Source organism: Niallia sp. 03133, from assembly GCF_052663225.1.
Genome location: NZ_JBQTCY010000002.1, coordinates 178,252 through 196,168, shown reverse-complemented (window position 1 = coordinate 196,168; position 17,917 = coordinate 178,252). Strand labels below are relative to the sequence as shown.

Here is a 17,917-nt window from a genome sequence, read left to right as displayed (position 1 = left end):
AGAACATATGCAAGTTGCTGAACATTGTAGTCTCTATAATGATTCAAATGATTTCACAAAAAAGAAAGGCAGATGAAAAAATTGATTGTAAATTTAGTAGAATTGTCAACATTCGAGCAAAGGCTGGAAGCTCTAGCAAGTTTATCCGAACGATTTAAAGAAAGAGCAGCAGAAATTGATGAAAAGGGTCTGTTTGTATACGAAAATATTGCCGAGCTCCAAGAATCAGGCTATACTGCATTAACGATTCCAAAAAAATATGGAGGACAAGAAATTTCACTCTATGAACTTGTGCGATTTCAAGAAGTAATCGCACAAGGAGATGGTGCAACGGCGTTATCAATTGGCTGGCATATGGGCACTGCACGATATATGGAAGAACGCAGCTGGAAAGAAGAAATATTAATAGAATTGTATAAGAAACTTCAAGAGGGTGCCCTTATTAATGCTGCAGCATCAGAGCCGCAGACAGGAAGTCCAACAAGAGGAGGAAAACCGCAAACAAATGCAGAAAAGGTTAGGGGTATGTGGGTTGTAAATGGACTTAAATCCTTTACCACTATGTCCCCAGTCTTAGACTATTTTATTGTTTCAGCCGCAATAAAAAATTCGGATGATGTAGGAAACTTCCTTATTTCGAAAGAAAAGAAAGGAATAAGAATTGATGAAACCTGGGATAGTATTGCATTAAAAGGAACAGGCAGCCATCATGTATATTTTGAAAATGTGCAAATTGATGAATTTTGTTATGTAGAGGAAGTAAAGAAAAATAACAAAGTATATGCATGGTTATTACATATTCCTGCTTGTTATCTTGGAATTGCAGGTGCAGCTCAAAAAGAGGCGGTTTTATTTGCAAAAAATTATTCTCCTAACAGCATTAATGGAACAATTAGTGACTTGCCAAATGTGCGCATGAAAATTGGAGAAATGGAATTAAAAATGATGCAAGCTAAACATTTTCTATATTCCGTTAGTAAAAAATGGGATGAAGCAAATGAAAAGGATAAAGAATTGCTGCAGCCAGAATTGAATGCAGTAAAATTAGCTGTGACAAATATGGCAATAGAAGTCGTTGATCTTGCAATGAGAATAGTAGGCGCCCAAAGTTTATCTGCAAAAAGTCCATTACAACGCTATTATCGAGATGTACGAGCAGGTTTACATAATCCGCCAATGGACGATATCACCATTCAGCAGCTAGCGATTCATTCCATAAATAGCTTCGAATAGTAGGAAGCATTTGAGCTTGAAATTTTGCAAACTTCCTTTTTCTACACTCAGGGACTATACATTAGCATAGTCCCTCTCTTTTCATATGCTATTAAGCAGAATTCTCTTCCTTTTTAAGTTTATTTTTACAAAGGACTACCCTGAAAAGTATGATGTTCTTGTGAGCAGTCCGCAGCCGGCATTTACTTCGCTTTCCATGGGGCGGGCGCCGAGCCTCTCCGGAGCATGGCTCCTATGGGGTCTCGGCTGTCACGCTAATCCCATAGGAGTCTTCGTGTATGTCGGCCGCTCATCGCTAAAAAATAGGGATACTGCTTATTTTTCATGTGCCATGGTGCGAATTTTATTAGCATGGATGTCTACCCATTTTTTTATGGTAGTTTCCCATTTAAAGGGACCATTTACCACATGATCGACGATTAATACTGTCAATTCTTCTATCATTATTAAAAGCAAAAACCCGTATAAGAATACCATTGTATTTGCCCCTTTCTTCCCTTTAACATAATTGTTCTTTTTTTTATTCCTCTTTTTTTTTTAGTTAAAACGCGTATTGTAATATATGTATTAAAGGCGATAGGAAGTACATATTATTGATTTCTACTATATAAAAGAAATTAGAATAATCATGTGGGAAATCTTGGGTGTCTGAAAAAAATGTAAAAGTATTGAAAAGTTGCATAAAATGACGGATAATCATAAATTAATTGAATGAATAAAAATTATTCACTAAAGGGAGATGGAAAATGAAAATACGAGTTTCTGCCGTGCAGTATAAACTGCAAAACATAAAGTCCTTTGAAGAGTTTGCTAGACAATGTGAGCATTATATAAGAACAGCTCAAGAATATGGTTCAGAGTTTGTTCTATTTCCGGAATTTTTTACAACGCAGCTACTTTCAATGGGCGATGGACAAAATCCATTAACAATAAATGAATTGCCAGGATTTACTGATCAATATCGAAATCTTTTCCAATCATTTGCTGTTCAAACAGGTATGCATATAATCGGTGGAACTCATATTATTCGCAGAGACGAAAAATTAATGAACATTGCACATTTTTTTTACCCAGACGGTAGAATAGAAGAACAGGCAAAGCTCCATATTACGCCAACTGAAAGTAATGAATGGAATATGAATAAAGGAGAGTCATTCCGCATTTTTGATACCAATAAAGGAAAAATTGCTATCCTAACTTGTTATGATATTGAATTTCCGGAAATTGTCCGCATAGCAAAAGCGCAAGGAGCTGACGTCATCTTTTGTCCTTCATGTACAGATGACCGCCACGGATTTCATCGCGTCCGCTATACATGTCATGCGAGAGCAATTGAAAATCAAGTGTACGTTGTTGTTACAGGCACAGTTGGTTCCTTAACAAATGTTGACTTTATGCGGGCAAATTTCGGGCAAGCAGCTGTGATCACACCAAATGATATCCCTTTTCCGCCAAGAGGAATAATGGCAGAAGGGGAATTAAATGATGATATGGTTGTCACTGCTGATTTAGATTTAGCACTATTATATAATGTTCGAGAAAATGGTTCTGTTACTACATGGAGAGATAGGCGGACGGATTTATATACTGATTGGAATTCATCAATAGAGGGGCAATCTTGATGTATTTTCATAAATTTTATTTTTATGATAAACAAATCCCGAAAATAGGTGTTGTACGTAATTATAATCAACATGATTTTGATGAATTAATTTCGTTACAAGCCGAATGCTTCCCTCCTCCTTTTCCATCTGAGTTATGGTGGAATAAAGAGCAGTTGAAAAATCATATTTCGTTATTTCCAAAAGGTGCTCTTTGTGTAGAAATAAATGGAGAACTAGCTGGATCACTTACGAGTTTATGTATTGCGTATGACCCTCAGCATCCAGAACATACATGGGAAGAAGTAACAGATAATGGGTATATAACTACACATAATCCAAATGGTAATGCATTGTATATTGTCGATATAAGTGTTCGTCCAAAATATCGAACATTTGGAATCGGAAAAATCATGATGCAAAGCATGTATCAAATTGTAGTTGAACAAAAGCTTGATCGTCTGTTAGGTGGAGGAAGAATACCGGGCTACCGAAAACACGCAAATAAGCTTACACCAGAACACTATTTAGAAAAAGTTCTTCTCGGAGAATTAAATGATCCTGTTATTTCATTTTTATTAAAGTGTGGAAGAACTCCAGTCTGTCTATTAAAAAATTATCTAGAAGATAAGGAGTCGCTGAATCATGCGGTTTTAATGGAATGGAAAAATCCTTTCCAACATAAAGAAAGATAAAATATTTTTATATGAAAGAATGGTCTCTTGAAGGCTACTTGGATTAAAACGACTTACATCTACCATTCTTTTCAAGATTATGATTAATCATTCCATATAATGTAAATACAGTACTTTAAATAAAGAGGTGTTTTCGTGGAAAATACACAGCAAAAAAAAGATAAACATACGAACGATCTTTGTCCTAAATTTGAGGCGGCTATGACTTTGATTGGAAAAAGATGGGTAGGTTTGGTCGTATCACAATTATTAACAGGAAAAAAAAGATTTTCTGATATAGAAAATTCATTGCCGATTAGCGGGAGGCTGCTTTCTGAGAGATTAAAAGAATTAGAAGAATTAGAGATTGTCGAACGAAGAGTTTATCCAGAAGTGCCAGTAAGAATTGAATATGTATTAACAAAAAGAGGTCAAGAACTAGAAAACGTAATACATTCTATTGCTGCATGGGCAGATAAATGGGGAAACAGCAAGAAAGGGACATCATGAATAAAGCAAAGAGGACGAAAATGAAAGTGCAGTTGTCTTCCGCTGCCTTTTTTCAATCATTAAAAGAGTCTACAACCATTCGAACAGTACAAGAAAGTGATTTAGCTGCTTTAAGTACCCTTTTTTATTATGGATATAAAGGAAGCATAGATTATCAAGGAGAAACGCTCAATACGTATGAAAAGGAGATAAAAGCTTTAATTAAGGGACTTTATGGTCCTTTTTTATTTGATAGTTCCTATCTTTTAATCAGAAAAGAAAAAGTGCTGTCCGCCTCTTTAATTACCTTATTTCAAAATATTCCTATATTAATGTATGCAGTAACATTGCCAGAGCATAAATGCAAAGGGTTTTTCTCTCAGGTTTTGTCTCATAGTATGAATTCACTTTATAAAAAGGGCTATAAAGAATTATATTTAGTTGTCACAAACGGCAATCATTCGGCACAATATATATATAAGAAGTTTGGTTTTCAGGAAATTTCATTGGATTGGAATGAAATTGTACAAGATAAAAAATAAGTTAATAAAACTTGATGATTCCAATTGCTTGTTTTTTATTCCTTACAAAAAGCTGGTATAATTTAAATGGACAATAGGAAAATAATTGCAATAACCGTAAAGTAGGTGTATTTATGAAAATTATTTGTTTTGGTGATAGCTTGACACGTGGAGTAACTTTCATGAAGGGAAGAGTTCGTATAGTAAAAGACAATTATCCTGCACTTTTGCAAAAGTTTTTTAATGTTAATAAAACGGAGGAAACGGAAACAATAATCATTAATAAAGGTGTTTATAATGATAACTCTCAATTACTAGTAGAACGATTAAATAAAGATGTTCTTTCTGAAAAACCCAATTATGTGTTAATTGGAATAGGCGGGAATGATTGCAATTTTAAATGGGACGAGGTTGCCAAGCATCCAGAGTTAAGTCATGAACCAATTGTGCCGATTCCTGAATATATTAACAATATAAAAAATATTATTGCTCAAGTGAAAGAATCAAATATTAAACCTATTTTATTAACCTTGCCTCCATTGGATCCTGTCCGATATTATCAATTTATTGCAAGTAAATATGGCCATACAATTGGACACTGGGTAAGCAGCTGCGGAGGAATTGAGCATTGGCATGGTTTGTATAATCTACAGTTGAAGAATTTAATAAATCAATTAAATATACCCTCCATTGATATTCGGTCTTCCTTTAAAAAAACAGGTGAAATAACGGATTATATTAGTGATGACGGCATTCATTTAACTGCGATTGGATATAAAGAAATGAGCAAAATTATCTACGAAGAGCTAGTATTGTTAACAAAGCCGGCTACTCAACAGTAAATATGTTCAGTGGTATACAACTATCTTTTTTTTGTTTGTTTATCCTCTTCAATCTTTCCCACTTTTCCATTATAAACTCTATTCCTCTTAAAATTTTCGTCTGCCCTTATAAAATCTATACACTATTTATCCCACTCTTAACGGGCAGTAAGACCCCAATCTCAAGATGCTGAGGAATCGAAGAAGCTAGGTGGGGGATAACTTGCCCGTAAAGGTCCGAGGGAGGTACACAAACTAAGGACGCCACTTCCTTATGTCTTCGTTTGTGTGATCCACATCCTGTGGAAAGGTTCACTTTATCTTATTCTATTTTGTTTTCCAGCTGCAACAGCACAGCAAAAAGGCTGTTTTTTTTTTGATGGAAAAATAATACAAATATTATTAAATGTCAAAAACATTGTCTATGGACTTGCCTTGAAACTGATACTAATGTTATAACTCTATGGAAAATAGAAGTATTTTGATATACTAGTGGTAAGAAGAAACGTAATGATAGAATGAAAAACACGGAGGAAGTCTGATGAGCAGTATGTATGAAAAGATATTAGATGTAATAGAAAGAATAGGCCCTGCTTCCATATCTTCTATTTATGATGAATTAAATAATGATCCAAGCCTTATGTTTAATGATGAAAAGCCTTTGCAGCTTTCATCTATAAAATCTGCTATTACGAGGAAAAAAGACTTATTTCATGTAGATAATGATGTAGTTTCCATTTTGCCTGATAAAGAAGTGACGAAACTAATCATTGAATACCAAGTGGAAGAAAGCAGTTGGTATAAACTTTCCATAGATTTACTGAAAGAAATTTATATATTTCAAGAATGGCATAGCTCAGGAAGCAATGATATTAAACCAATTGGAAATATCGTGGATAACAACGATTATTTAACCCTAAAAAAAGAAATTTATAAATTGAAAATATGGGATTGGGAATTTCAAGAAGATAAAGAATCACTACAAGGTTGGACAATTACATTGCTTACTGTAGGAAAAAAATATAAAATAACTGAAATGCATGAAAAAGATAAAAAATGGAAAAAAATAAAAAAAGTCGTCTCACACTTTATAAATATTAAATCTTTTAATCATAAGAGCTAGACTCTATATGTAATTGGATCATTAAGTTAAAAATAAGGATGTCCCTAATGTAATTATCACTCTCTATGAATGCTGACTAGGAGAAGTGGAAAGACATTAGACATCCTTTTTATCTGAAAATGGACAATGAACGTGGCTATTTTCGTTTTCTATCGGTGCATGGTCCATTTTCCTATATCGATAAATCCTAATCTTTTGTACAATCTTCCAGCAATGGGATTATCGTAAAATAAACATAGTGTTTGCTTTTCTTTTAATAAATTTTGAACGAAAGAAGAAAGTAGACTGCTTGCGAATCCTTGATTACGATATTCGAACCGGGTGCATACACCGACAATCATAGCAGAAATACTTGTCTCGGCTGTTGTAGAAACACATGCTATAATTTCATTACGATTATTTTCAATATAGTAGGTTCGGCCTGTTTTTGATTCGATCGCTTTTTTTAGCATTTCATGACTATTCGGACTTAAATCAAATTCTTTTATTGTTTTTCTTAGAGAAATGATGCGGTCAATATCGCCAACCTTTGCTTCCTTTATCGTAGCAGGTGATGAAGGTAGGGAAGTAGTGCTGGTACATTCAGAGAAAAAAGTAATCTTCTTACTGGATAAAATTAACCCTGGGATATTTTCAAACTTTTCCACTAGATCTGATTTGCCAGATAGTTTAATAGGTTGTGTTGTAGCCTTTAAGAGCTGGATAAATCCTTCTAAGTCAAAATTATCGATCTCTTCCGCATAAAAAGTATAATTATCATAATATTCAAGTAGTACAGCCTTCAGCTTATTATTTTGCCATTCTCCCCATAGTCTTTGAAAGGAAGTTTCATACCCAAATGCTTCAATGTCCCCGATAATAAAAAGATTAATAGAAGGTTCTTTTTTCAAAAAATGCATTACAATGTTATGCTCTTTTTCCGTTAATTGGGTTATCATGTTTATCCCTCTTTAAAGTATGTAATTTTTGCAATATATCATACCATAAAAAGGATTATTTTAGGGGGATTAAAGAAAAAATCCTTCAATGTAAATAAAATAATTACTTATTTATTACAGGAAGGATTTTCTCTCTATTTGAAGATAAGAATATAAAATTTTGAAAGTAGACTAGTGTCTAGCTTAGGTGCTGATGTTGCCACAGACGTGGCACACTTCAATCGGCCAGTTCGTTCGTAGCTAAAAGGGCGCTTTCGCTTTTTCAAATCATATGGAGCTTGTCAAAACATTAAAATATCTTGCATCTGGATGTGCAAATACCATTGCTGATACGGATGCTTCCGGCTCCATCATACATTCTTCTGTTAAATGAATGCCTATATTGTCTGGTGTGATTAAATCAAATAATTTTTTTTGATCCTCCAACTCAGGACAAGCAGGGTAGCCAAACGAATATCGTTGTCCTTGGTATTTAGCAGAAAAACGGTCCTTCATCGTAAAATCTGTTGGATCTGGGAAACCCCAGCGATCCCTAATCTGACGGTGAATTAATTCTGCAAAACCTTCTGCAACTTCTAATGCCAGAGATTGAAGGGCATGGGATTCCAAAAACTTGCCTTCCGCTTTTAACGATTCCGAAGCCGCTCTAATTTTGTTCCCTGAAGTTACTGCAAAAAATGCCACATAATCCATTTTGCCGCTTTCCACTGGTTTAACATAATCAGCAAGACATAAAAACGGCGCCTTTTCTTGTCTTGGAAAATCAAAAACTTGTATCACATCTTTTTGATTTTCTGGGTTATAGATGAGTACTTTATTTCCATCAGACTGAGCAGGAAAGAATTGATAAACACCTTGTGGATTTATCCAATTATTTTTCTCCGCTTGTAGCAGCAGGTTTTCTACCGTTTCATTTATTTTAACGGTTTTTTCATCTTTTTCTGCTAGAAGTCTATCAATTTTCCCTTTTACTCCTAAATGATGCCCCAAAAGCATTTGTTTATTCACATAAGGTTTAATATGGGCTAAAGAATAGCTTGTTAGGATATGCCTTTTCGTATCCTGTGGGACGAAAACAGGAACTTCTTGATTAACTGTTTTTGTGATCTTAGCCGGTTTTACAACTGTTTTAACGGCAACATTAGAAGCAGATGCGAGCATTTTTTCTTTTCTGTCTTCAAATTCTTTTGCTAATTGTTTCCGTTCGTCAGGATCCGCTAATTGGTTTGCAATAGAAAGACCATTCATCGCATCCTTGGCATAAAGTACAAGCCCTTTATATTCTTGAGAAATTTTAGTATCTGTAAATTTCCTAGAAAGAGCAGCGCCTCCAACTAATATTGGAATATCAATACCTGCTTGTTTCATATCAGATGCTGTAATTACCATCTGCTGTGCAGATTTAACTAATAATCCTGATAATCCAACCATGTCCGGCTTTTCTTTTTTGATTGCAGCAACAAGTTCAGCAGGAGGGACCTTAATGCCAAGATCTACTACTTTATAACCGTTATTGCTTAAAATAATATCGACTAAATTTTTTCCGATATCATGAACGTCACCTTTAACGGTTGCTAAAATTATTTTTCCCTTAGTGGAGCTGGTTTCATTTTTTTCCATATGCGGTTCCAAATGAGAAACAGCAGCTTTCATTACTTCCGCACTTTGCAAAACTTCCGCTACTATCAATTGATTATCATTAAACAGTCTTCCTACTTCTTTCATTCCGTCCATTAGAGGACCATTAATAATGTCAAGAGGGGCACTGTAATTGATTAAAGCTAGTTCTAAATCTTCAATAAGACCTTCTTTTGTGCCTTCTACAATGTAATAAGCCAATCTTTCATCTAATGTCATATCAGGCAGGGTGCTTTTTTGCTCTTTTTTCTTGCCGCGATAAAAATTAGTAAACTCTGCTAATGATTCATCGGTTGTATCAAATAATAACTTCTCCGCAAGCAATACTTCGTCTTTCGCAATGGAAGCGAATCTTTCGAGTTTCTCTGTATTTACAATCGCATAATCCAATCCTGCTTGTGTACAATGATATAAAAAGACACTGTTAAGCACTTCTCTGCCGACAGGAGGGAGGCCAAAGGAAACATTGCTTATTCCAAGAATTGTTTGAGCATCTGGACAAGCCTCTTTAATTAATTTGATCCCGTCAACCGTTGCTTTTGCAGAACCAATGTATTGTTCATCTCCAGTGCCAACAGGGAATACAAGTGGATCAAAGATAATGTCACTGCCTTTTAAATTATATTTTTTCGTTAATAAATCATAGGATCGTTTGGCAATTTCTAATTTCTTTTCTGCTGTTACACCCATACCAATTTCATCAATGGTTCCTACTACAACTGCAGCTCCATATTGATGGACAATTGGCAGAATGGCTTCAAAACGTTCTTCTCCATCTTCTAAGTTAATACTGTTAATAATAGCTTTACCTTGAGAATAGGAAAGAGCTTTTTCAATAACTTTTTCATCGGTTGAGTCAATAACAAGAGGAACTTTTATTTTTTTTCCTACTTCATTCATAAAAGATTCCATATCTTGTATTTCATCTCTGTCTGGATCTGCCAAACATATATCAATAACATGTGCACCGCCCTTTACTTGTGCACGAGCTATTTCAGATGCTTCTTCATATTTCCCTTCACTAATAAGGCGCTTAAACTTTCTTGATCCAATAACATTCGTTCTTTCACCGACCATTATTGGGCGAAGGGTAGGATCATCATAAATAAATGGTTCAATTCCTGAAACCATATGAACGTTTAATGAAGAAGACTGTCTTGGCGCATACTCTTTCATTTTATCGGCCATTGCTCTTATATGGTCGGGTGTTGTACCACAACAGCCCCCAACAATATTAAGCCAACCTTCTTTTGCAAAACCAGCTAATTTTTCAGCAAGGGAAAGGGGGGTTTCATGATATTGTCCTTCTTCATCCGGCAAACCTGCATTTGGATAACAGCTGACAGCAAAGTGTGATAGGTCGGATAAAGAACGAATATGATCTTGCATAAATTCTGGTCCAGTTGCACAGTTTAAACCAATTGCAATCGGATTCATATGTTCAACAGAAATATAAAATGCCTCAATCGGCTGGCCGGCAAGCGTTGTCCCCATTGGTTCAATTGTACCGGATATCATTAAAGGCAGCTCTTTACTTGTTTTTTCATATGCTTTTTTAATGCCAATAAAACCAGCTTTTACATTTAACATATCCTGGCTTGTCTCAAGCAAAAGCAAATCGACTCCGCCGACAATCAGACCTCTTGCTTGTTCTTCATAAGAAGAGACAAGCTCATCAAACGTTGTTCCACCAGTAACACTTAGTGTTTTTGTTGTTGGCCCCATAGAGCCAGCAACATATCTTGGCCACTCTGAAGTTGAATATTTGTCCACTGCTTCTTTAGCAATTTTGGCTGCAGCCACGTTATTTTCGTAAGCAGTATCTGCCAGTTGATATTCTTCCAAAACGATGCTGGTTGCGCCAAAAGTATTTGTTTCAATAATATCTGCACCAGCAGCTAAGTATTCTTCATGGATCCTAGCTATAACATCCGGCCGCGTGAAGTTTAGGTTTTCATTACAGCCCTCTAAATCTTCTCCGCCGAAATCTTCAGCGGTTAAGTCTGCTTGCTGCAGCATTGTACCCATTGCTCCGTCCATAATCAGGATTCGCTTTTTTAATTCATCCATTAACGCTGCTTTTTTCATTAGTTGTCCTCCTTAAACGGGCAGTGATTTCATGTGTATATTGTGCAAGTTCAACAGATAGTTCATACCGTAAAAATGGTGTAATTAAGTAGATGCCATTAAAATATTGTGATGCGACATCAATTAATGACTTAGTTATTTTAACGCCTTCCTTGCATGCTTGTACAGGGTCCTCTTTATATACTGCCATTGTTTGTCTAATAGAATCAGAAATTTTTATGCCAGGTACCTCATTATGAAGAAATTCCGCATTGTTGCTGCTGATTAATGGCATTAAACCAATATAAATAGGGGCTTTGATATGTTTAGTAGCTTCGTATAATTCAATTATTTTTTCCTCAGAGTAAACAGGCTGAGTAATAAAATAATCGGCGCCCGCTTCTATTTTTTTCTCCATTCGTTTTACCGCCTTATCTACTTGACGAACATTTGGATTAAAAGCCGCAGCTACTGAAAAATTCGTTTTTTCTCCTAAGTTCTTACCGGAAAAGGACAATCCTTTGTTTAATTGTTTAATCATCGAAATTAAATCGAAGGATGACATATCATAAACGGATGATGCACCAGGAAAATCGCCAACTCTTGCCGGATCGCCAGTTATAGCCAGCACATCATTCAATCCTAATGTATGAAGTCCCATTAAATGGGATTGCAATCCAATTATATTTCGATCGCGGCATGCTATGTGAACGAGTGGGCGAATGCCGGTCTTATTTTTTGTTAATGATCCAAGAGCAGTGTTGCAAATTCTTGGAGAAGCCAAGCTATTGTCTGCTAAAGTAAGTGCATCAATGCCTGCTTCTTTTAGTTTTTGAGCCCCTTCAAAAAAGCGTTCGGTATTTAGTTTTCTTGGAGGATCTAGCTCTACAATAACAGAAGGTCTTTCTTTTACAATTTCTTCTAATGGTTTTGTTTCTCTTATATGTTGTGCTGTTACGATTCGATTTGTTGTTATTTTTTCATAAATTGTTTTTTCAACGACAGGCTGTGAATTTTTTAATGCATTTGAAAAAGCCTGTATATGATCTGGCGTTGTACCACAGCATCCCCCTAATAAGCGAACACCTTGCTTACGGAATTCAATTGCTGACTGTTGGAAGTATTCTGCATTGTCTTTGTATTCGAATTTTCCGTCAGTAAAGGCTGGTAAACTCGCATTGGGGTAGGCAGATAAATAAGCATGTTTTAATAATGGAACATTTTCAAAAGATGCAATCATATGATGTGGTCCGAGACGACAATTTAATCCCACTACGTCTGATCCCAATTCTTCGAGCTGATGAAAAGCTTCTGCAACCGTAACCTGATTTTGCAAAATGCCTATTTCATGAACAGAAACTTGAGAAATAATCGGTAAATCCGTTTCTTTTTTTGCAATAGAAAGAACAGTTTTTAATTCTTCCAAATCATAATAAGTCTCAAGGATGATTCCATCAACACCTTCAAGCTGTAGGCAATACAATTGTTCCCTGAAGGTTCTTTTTATATCTTCTAACGAGATAGCCAGCGGTTTAATTCCTCTATTTCCGCCGATTGTACCTAGAATAGTGGTATTATTGTTTGCCGCTTTTTTGGCAATTTGCACTGCGGCACTATTTATCTCTTTTACAGAATCCTCCAAACCGTAGCGCTGCAATTTTAAATAATTCGCTGCATACGTATTTGTTTGGATGATGTTTGCACCTGCATGAATATAAGCGCGGTGAATATCTTCTATTTTATCGCTGTGGGAAAGGTTTAACTCTTCCAAACAACTATCTTTTCCATAATTGTATAGTAATGTACCCATTGCTCCATCAGCTATTAATATTTCATTTTTTAATTTTTTAAGAAAGGACATCCTTTTACACCTCAAAATCTAAATATAATGTAATTCTCCTGTTTTCTTTAATGCTGCTTCAAAGTCTTTAATTAAATCATCAGGATTTTCTAATCCAATAGTTAGACAAAGAAGGGCGTTAGTATTGGCTCTTTCTTGTCTAGCTTCAGGATCCATTGCAGCATAGGACATTTTGGCAGGATAAGATAGGATAAATACTACCGATCCAAACTAACTGCAAAAACAAGAAGCTTTACATATGCAGCAAAGGTGCAAAGCGCTTCTTCACTTTGAAGCTCAAATGAAAATGCTTGCACCAGGATTTGCTGCCTGTTTGTTCTGATTATCAAATTGTTAAGAATCTACTGTAATCATATTTGAAAAAATAATCAATATCTTTATTGTGTTGAATGGTGCATTTACTGCACCGATTTCTCGATCTATATGAAGTAGTTTGTCGTTAATATATAATTATTTTACGCCCTTAGCTAAGGCAAATGCTTTGTCTAAATCTTTCATTAAATCTTCAACATTCTCAATTCCTACAGAAAAGCGCAATAATTTATTGCATACGCCTGTTGCAATACGAATTTCTTCTGGAATATCTGCATGTGTTTGTGTTGCAGGGTAGGTAATAAAGCTTTCAATTCCGCCTAGGCTTTCTGCAAAAGATATTAAATGCAAGTTTTGCAAAAAGGGATTTACTAATTTTTCATCTAAAATACGAAAGGATAGCATACCGCCTCTTCCAGGATACAATACATCCAATACTGTGTCATGCTCTTTTAAATAGGAAGCAAGCACTTTGGCATTTTCTTCATGCTTTGCCATTCGAAGAGATAATGTTTTCATTCCACGCATTAGCAGCCAAGAATCAAAAGGACTTAAGACAGCTCCTGCTGCATTATGGTGCATGGCCAATTGATTACACAGCTCATTTCCTTTTGCGACAATCAGTCCTGCAAGTACATCATTATGGCCGCCTAAATATTTAGTTGCACTATGAATAACGATATCTGCACCAAGCAAAATAGGCTGTTGAATAATTGGTGTATAAAATGTATTATCCACAATTAATAAAATGTTATGTTCCTTTGCCAAAGCAGCTGCTTTGGCAATATCTGCAGTTTGCATTAATGGATTTGTTGGAGTTTCGATAAATATAGCTTTCGTATTAGCTGTTATCTGTGAACGGATTTCTTCTATATTAGATGTGTCGACGTATGAACATCGAAGACCCCATTTTTTGAATCCTTGTTCTAACAATCGATAAGTGCCCCCATATAAATCCTTTGAAACAATCCATTCGTCCCCGCTTTGGAATAAAGCAAGAATGGTTTGAATCGCGGCCATTCCAGAGCTACATGCAAATCCACGTTCTCCTTCTTCCAAATCTGCAATTGCTTTTTCTAATATCTCTCTTGTTGGATTCCCAGTGCGAGTATAATCGTACCCAGTTGATTCCCCAATTCCCGTGTGGCGATAAGCAGTAGAAAAGTAAACTGGAGGATTAACTGTTCCTGTGCTATTTTCAGTTCTATTTCCAATTTGTGCTAATTTAGTCTCTAATTCATACATATAAAACGCTCCTTTAATCAATAAATGATGTTTTTTCTTTTGCGGTTAATAGCATTACAAATTCAATTCAAATCAAGGAGAGGAAAGATTATATGCATTTTTTCTATTTCCCAAACACGGAGTTTTTGGCCATAAAAAAATCTTCTTCCTTTTAGTAAGAAGAAGATTTTGTAGTTTATTAGGTCCTTCTCCTTATCTCTCAAGTTTTTTTAACTTGATGGACTTAGCACCTTTTCAGTTAATGGAACTGAAGGTTGCTGAGGTGTCTTCGGGCCATTCCCTCAACCTCTCTTGATAAGAAATTATCGTATGTAATTTTCTATTAATTTACTACAGATTTTACAGAATAGCAATATTTTTTTGTTTCTTTTTCATTTCTTCATAAAGAAGTGGAGGTTTTAACTTATAAAATTGATAAAGTTGGACAATTCCTTAACAATTTCAACTTTCATAAAAAACATAAATATAAAGATGATGAAATTTCATTGGAAAAATAGCTGTTAGATTTATCCAATGCACAAAGTTTTCTGATTACTGCTCTTCAATTAACTGATATACATCAACATCCATTTCTTGATCGGGATTGGCTTTTGTATAAATTCTTGCCGTTTTGGATTTCGAGTCGACCGTTTGAATAATCACACTTTCTCCTTGATAACTAACATCAATAATATCGCCAGAGTTCATAATTTCAATAGCTCTTCCTGTGTTCATCCTTCTTCCTCCTAATTATACAGCATATATTTCCTTCTTTAAAATGGTAGTAAGATTATAGAAGAAAAACAATTTCTAGATATATAATTGGTTTTTTTATTGGAATTTATCCATTTACAAAGTGGTTCTCATGAAATTTTAATTTATCTTTCATTTGTTTTTCTGGATTAAAAGGTAAGCTAAGGAAAGAACATGCATGGTATTTATTTTCGTTAATTATTAGCATATTTACCAGGGATATAGTAATTACTATCAATGGAATAAGCTTCAAAAGGAGGGCAATTGTGCTGTTGGGGGATAGCACAATTTATTTTAGAACGAACAAAGGAGATGGAGTAAATGTTGATGATATTTAGATATATCATTATTAGTTTTTTCTCGTTAACAGCAGTTTCATTATTAGGATACCAAATGATTGAATTTACTCATGCTATAATAGATGTATTATTAAATAAAAAGGATATAAATTAATCATAATTCAAGTCTGTGAGTGTGGGAAATGAGAAGAATCTTAATTATAGAAGACGAAAAAAACTTAGCAAGGTTTATTGAATTAGAATTAGCATATGAAGGATATGAAACAGAGGTATGTTCTGATGGGAGAAGTGGATTAAATAAAGCCATGACACAAAAGTGGGATGTAATCCTGTTGGATTTAATGCTTCCTGAGTTAAATGGAATAGAAGTATGCAGAAGAATCCGCCAGGTAAAAGATACGCCAATTTTAATGATTACTGCAAGAGATAGTGTGCTTGATAAAGTATCTGGATTAGATAGTGGTGCAGATGATTATTTAGTGAAACCATTTGCAATAGAGGAGCTGCTTGCAAGATTAAGAGCTTTGTTTCGGAGAACGGACACAACCCTTTCTTCCCCAAAAATGACGGTTCTTAATTTTAAAGACATTACGTTAGAAGTAGAATCACATATTGCAAAGAAAGGGGATAGTGTCCTCACTCTTACAAAAAGGGAATATGATTTATTAAGTATGTTTATGAGCAATATTAATATTGTACTGACAAGAGAAGTATTATTGAATAAAATATGGGGCTATGAATCAGAAGTAGAAACAAATGTGATAGATGTTTATGTGCGATATTTACGCAATAAGTTAGATCCATTGGGAAACACAGTATATATTGAGACAGTCCGAGGAATAGGATATGTGATGAGATGAACATGATTAAAAAATTGTCTCTTTTGCCATGGAAATGGAAGCTGACAGTATGGTTGTCATTGAGTATTTTTTTGACCTATATTATATTTACTTTTTTTGAATACCATACTGTATCTTCTTGGTTAATGAAACAGGAAGAAAATGCTGTGAAACAAACGATGAATGAGTTATTAAAGAATTTTCAGTCAGATGCGGATCCCTTTTCAAAAAAAGAAATTCAAGCTAGTTTGCCCTTTATGGAAAAAATAAACACAAAGAATCAGCTTATACGTATAACAGATGAAAAGGGGAAAGTAATTATATCTCAATTAAATGGCGAGTTTCCTATAATCGAACCGAATAAAATCCTGGACCTTAAAAAAATAAGTTATGTTACCATTGGTAATCAACAGTCATTAGTATATAGCCAAAAAATCCATGGCAAAGATTTCAGCGGTAAAGTGGAGATTATCCGTTTATTGGATTCTTATGATTTGGTAAGGAAGCATTTGGCTTTCTCTATGTTTCTGTTTGCTCTTGCTACCATCCTTATTAGTGCAGCAATCGGCTATTTATTGTCGTCCCAATTATTGAAGCCATTAAGTGTTATTACTAAAACAATGAATAAAATTAAAAGTGCCGGATTTAAGGAAAGAATTCCGGTTTATCCGCAAAAAGATGAAATATCAGAACTTTCTAAGATATTTAATGAAATGATGGATCGAATTGATGGCTCCTTTTTACAGCAAAAACAATTTATTGAAGACGCTTCACATGAATTGCGTACACCAATATCCATATTGGAAGGACATTTATCGATGTTAAATCGTTGGGGGAAAAAAAATCCGGAAATTTTAGAAGAATCGTTGCAGGCATCTGTGGAAGAAGTGGACAAATTAAAAAAGTTGGTACTTTCTTTATTAAATTTATCAAAGCTTGAACATAATCGAAACGACAATGTCCTATTACCTGAAAAAGTGGCAGAAATGATTCACCACACAGTGAAAGACTTTCATATGCTCCATGAAGAATTCCAATTTATAGAAAAAATTCATTCGAATAATCTTTTTGGAGTTACAGAACAGCACTTCCAACAAGTGTTAACGATATTACTAGACAATGCTATAAAATATTCAGCTGCTAAAAAAGAGATTACGATTGTAACGAAGGAAGTGTATAAAAATTTTATATTAGAAATTGAAGATAATGGAATTGGCATCCCCAAACAAGAATTAGTTAAAGTATTTGATCGATTTTATCGAGTAGATAAAGCACGCAGCAGGGAACAAGGAGGAACTGGACTTGGTCTGGCAATTGCGAAGAAGATAGTCGAGTACTATGATGGAGAAATTACCATTGAAAGTAAAGAAGGGGTCGGTACAAAAGTCATTGTGACGTTCCCGCTTTAAATTTGGATTTTTATCCCACACTTAACGGGCAATAAGACCCCCAGCATCAAGATCCTGAGGAATCGAGGAAGCTATAGGTGGGGGATAACTTCTCGTAAAGGTCCGAGGCGGTACA

General features: G+C 34.9%; 17 protein-coding genes and 1 riboswitch. Of the genes, 10 read left to right on the top strand and 7 right to left on the bottom strand.

Features of this window, described 5'->3' with window-relative positions; all coding sequences use genetic code 11:
- The first annotated feature begins 72 nt into the window (after positions 1 to 72).
- Positions 73 to 1,233 carry an acyl-CoA dehydrogenase family protein gene (locus tag ACTYBU_RS03375; protein WP_445487158.1) on the top strand — a complete coding sequence of 387 codons (1,161 nt, stop codon included), beginning with the start codon at positions 73 to 75 and terminating at the stop codon, positions 1,231 to 1,233.
- Between the two features lie 315 nt (positions 1,234 to 1,548).
- On the opposite strand, the gene ACTYBU_RS03370 is transcribed toward ACTYBU_RS03375, so the two are convergent.
- Positions 1,549 to 1,710: a hypothetical protein gene (locus ACTYBU_RS03370; RefSeq protein WP_445487157.1), complete on the bottom strand. Its 162-nt coding sequence runs from the start codon at positions 1,708 to 1,710 to the stop codon at positions 1,549 to 1,551.
- Between the two features lie 269 nt (positions 1,711 to 1,979).
- Here ACTYBU_RS03370 and ACTYBU_RS03365 point away from each other — a divergent pair, with 269 nt between their 5' ends.
- From ACTYBU_RS03365 to ACTYBU_RS03340, 6 genes are all read left to right on the top strand, one after another.
- Positions 1,980 to 2,855, top strand: coding sequence for a carbon-nitrogen hydrolase family protein (locus ACTYBU_RS03365; RefSeq protein WP_445487155.1), 876 nt, complete (start codon positions 1,980 to 1,982; stop codon positions 2,853 to 2,855).
- Positions 2,855 to 3,529: a GNAT family N-acetyltransferase gene (locus ACTYBU_RS03360; protein ID WP_445487153.1), complete on the top strand. Its 675-nt coding sequence runs from the start codon at positions 2,855 to 2,857 to the stop codon at positions 3,527 to 3,529. Before ACTYBU_RS03365 ends, ACTYBU_RS03360 begins: the two co-directional genes overlap by 1 nt.
- A gap of 201 nt (positions 3,530 to 3,730) precedes the next feature.
- Entirely contained in the window at positions 3,731 to 4,018 is a 288-nt protein-coding gene (locus ACTYBU_RS03355) for a winged helix-turn-helix transcriptional regulator (RefSeq protein WP_445487549.1), read from the top strand.
- Positions 4,015 to 4,539, top strand: coding sequence for a GNAT family N-acetyltransferase (locus ACTYBU_RS03350; RefSeq protein ID WP_445487152.1), 525 nt, complete (start codon positions 4,015 to 4,017; stop codon positions 4,537 to 4,539). Before ACTYBU_RS03355 ends, ACTYBU_RS03350 begins: the two co-directional genes overlap by 4 nt.
- A gap of 113 nt (positions 4,540 to 4,652) precedes the next feature.
- Positions 4,653 to 5,360 (top strand): SGNH/GDSL hydrolase family protein, encoded by a 708-nt coding sequence (locus ACTYBU_RS03345; RefSeq protein WP_445487150.1) that lies wholly within the window; start codon positions 4,653 to 4,655, stop codon positions 5,358 to 5,360.
- Between the two features lie 520 nt (positions 5,361 to 5,880).
- Complete coding sequence (locus ACTYBU_RS03340) at positions 5,881 to 6,462, top strand: hypothetical protein (protein ID WP_445487149.1); 582 nt, start codon at positions 5,881 to 5,883, stop codon at positions 6,460 to 6,462.
- Positions 6,463 to 6,611: 149 nt separating this feature from the next.
- On the opposite strand, the gene ACTYBU_RS03335 is transcribed toward ACTYBU_RS03340, so the two are convergent.
- From ACTYBU_RS03335 to ACTYBU_RS03310, 6 genes are all read right to left on the bottom strand, one after another.
- On the bottom strand, positions 6,612 to 7,400 hold the full coding sequence (locus tag ACTYBU_RS03335; RefSeq protein ID WP_445487147.1) for a GNAT family N-acetyltransferase: 789 nt from the start codon (positions 7,398 to 7,400) through the stop codon (positions 6,612 to 6,614).
- Positions 7,401 to 7,667: 267 nt separating this feature from the next.
- Positions 7,668 to 11,126: a methionine synthase gene (gene metH / locus ACTYBU_RS03330; RefSeq protein ID WP_445487146.1), complete on the bottom strand. Its 3,459-nt coding sequence runs from the start codon at positions 11,124 to 11,126 to the stop codon at positions 7,668 to 7,670.
- On the bottom strand, positions 11,101 to 12,966 hold the full coding sequence (locus ACTYBU_RS03325) for a bifunctional homocysteine S-methyltransferase/methylenetetrahydrofolate reductase (protein ID WP_445487145.1): 1,866 nt from the start codon (positions 12,964 to 12,966) through the stop codon (positions 11,101 to 11,103). The genes metH and ACTYBU_RS03325 overlap by 26 nt, the downstream gene beginning before the upstream one ends.
- Positions 12,967 to 12,984: 18 nt before the next feature.
- Positions 12,985 to 13,137, bottom strand: a complete 153-nt coding sequence (locus ACTYBU_RS03320) for a PLP-dependent transferase (protein ID WP_445487143.1) — start codon at positions 13,135 to 13,137, stop codon at positions 12,985 to 12,987.
- Between the two features lie 279 nt (positions 13,138 to 13,416).
- The gene (locus ACTYBU_RS03315) at positions 13,417 to 14,523 is read right to left on the bottom strand and encodes a methionine biosynthesis PLP-dependent protein (protein ID WP_445487141.1); all 1,107 of its coding nucleotides are present in this window, start codon (positions 14,521 to 14,523) and stop codon (positions 13,417 to 13,419) included.
- Between the two features lie 189 nt (positions 14,524 to 14,712).
- Positions 14,713 to 14,824: riboswitch (SAM riboswitch) on the bottom strand.
- A 230-nt stretch (positions 14,825 to 15,054) separates the two neighbouring features.
- A complete protein-coding gene (locus ACTYBU_RS03310) occupies positions 15,055 to 15,237 on the bottom strand; it encodes an H-type small acid-soluble spore protein (RefSeq protein WP_445487139.1) in 183 nt (60 codons plus the stop codon).
- A gap of 339 nt (positions 15,238 to 15,576) precedes the next feature.
- Between ACTYBU_RS03310 and ACTYBU_RS03305 the strand changes: the two genes are divergently transcribed.
- The 3 genes from ACTYBU_RS03305 to ACTYBU_RS03295 are packed head-to-tail and all read left to right on the top strand — an operon-like array spanning position 15,577 to position 17,802.
- Positions 15,577 to 15,708, top strand: coding sequence for a hypothetical protein (locus ACTYBU_RS03305; RefSeq protein WP_445487575.1), 132 nt, complete (start codon positions 15,577 to 15,579; stop codon positions 15,706 to 15,708).
- A gap of 28 nt (positions 15,709 to 15,736) precedes the next feature.
- Complete coding sequence (locus ACTYBU_RS03300; RefSeq protein ID WP_445487137.1) at positions 15,737 to 16,414, top strand: response regulator transcription factor; 678 nt, start codon at positions 15,737 to 15,739, stop codon at positions 16,412 to 16,414.
- Complete coding sequence (locus ACTYBU_RS03295) at positions 16,411 to 17,802, top strand: HAMP domain-containing sensor histidine kinase (protein WP_445487135.1); 1,392 nt, start codon at positions 16,411 to 16,413, stop codon at positions 17,800 to 17,802. Before ACTYBU_RS03300 ends, ACTYBU_RS03295 begins: the two co-directional genes overlap by 4 nt.
- Positions 17,803 to 17,917: the final 115 nt, after the last annotated feature.

Bases quoted from the DNA above. Each gene is read 5' to 3' on its own strand.
- ACTYBU_RS03365 (WP_445487155.1), top strand. From the start codon at position 1,980: ATGAAAATACGAGTTTCTGCCGTGCAGTATAAACTGCAAAACATAAAG.
- ACTYBU_RS03295 (WP_445487135.1), top strand. From the start codon at position 16,411: ATGAACATGATTAAAAAATTGTCTCTTTTGCCATGGAAATGGAAGCTG.
- ACTYBU_RS03310 (WP_445487139.1), bottom strand. From the start codon at position 15,237: ATGAACACAGGAAGAGCTATTGAAATTATGAACTCTGGCGATATTATT.
- ACTYBU_RS03360 (WP_445487153.1), top strand. From the start codon at position 2,855: ATGTATTTTCATAAATTTTATTTTTATGATAAACAAATCCCGAAAATA.
- ACTYBU_RS03370 (WP_445487157.1), bottom strand. From the start codon at position 1,710: ATGGTATTCTTATACGGGTTTTTGCTTTTAATAATGATAGAAGAATTG.
- ACTYBU_RS03320 (WP_445487143.1), bottom strand. From the start codon at position 13,137: ATGTCCTATGCTGCAATGGATCCTGAAGCTAGACAAGAAAGAGCCAAT.
- ACTYBU_RS03350 (WP_445487152.1), top strand. From the start codon at position 4,015: ATGAATAAAGCAAAGAGGACGAAAATGAAAGTGCAGTTGTCTTCCGCT.
- ACTYBU_RS03375 (WP_445487158.1), top strand. From the start codon at position 73: ATGAAAAAATTGATTGTAAATTTAGTAGAATTGTCAACATTCGAGCAA.
- ACTYBU_RS03325 (WP_445487145.1), bottom strand. From the start codon at position 12,966: ATGTCCTTTCTTAAAAAATTAAAAAATGAAATATTAATAGCTGATGGA.
- ACTYBU_RS03300 (WP_445487137.1), top strand. From the start codon at position 15,737: ATGAGAAGAATCTTAATTATAGAAGACGAAAAAAACTTAGCAAGGTTT.
- ACTYBU_RS03340 (WP_445487149.1), top strand. From the start codon at position 5,881: ATGAGCAGTATGTATGAAAAGATATTAGATGTAATAGAAAGAATAGGC.
- ACTYBU_RS03345 (WP_445487150.1), top strand. From the start codon at position 4,653: ATGAAAATTATTTGTTTTGGTGATAGCTTGACACGTGGAGTAACTTTC.
- ACTYBU_RS03315 (WP_445487141.1), bottom strand. From the start codon at position 14,523: ATGTATGAATTAGAGACTAAATTAGCACAAATTGGAAATAGAACTGAA.
- ACTYBU_RS03335 (WP_445487147.1), bottom strand. From the start codon at position 7,400: ATGATAACCCAATTAACGGAAAAAGAGCATAACATTGTAATGCATTTT.
- ACTYBU_RS03305 (WP_445487575.1), top strand. From the start codon at position 15,577: ATGTTGATGATATTTAGATATATCATTATTAGTTTTTTCTCGTTAACA.
- metH (WP_445487146.1), bottom strand. From the start codon at position 11,126: ATGAAAAAAGCAGCGTTAATGGATGAATTAAAAAAGCGAATCCTGATT.
- ACTYBU_RS03355 (WP_445487549.1), top strand. From the start codon at position 3,731: ATGACTTTGATTGGAAAAAGATGGGTAGGTTTGGTCGTATCACAATTA.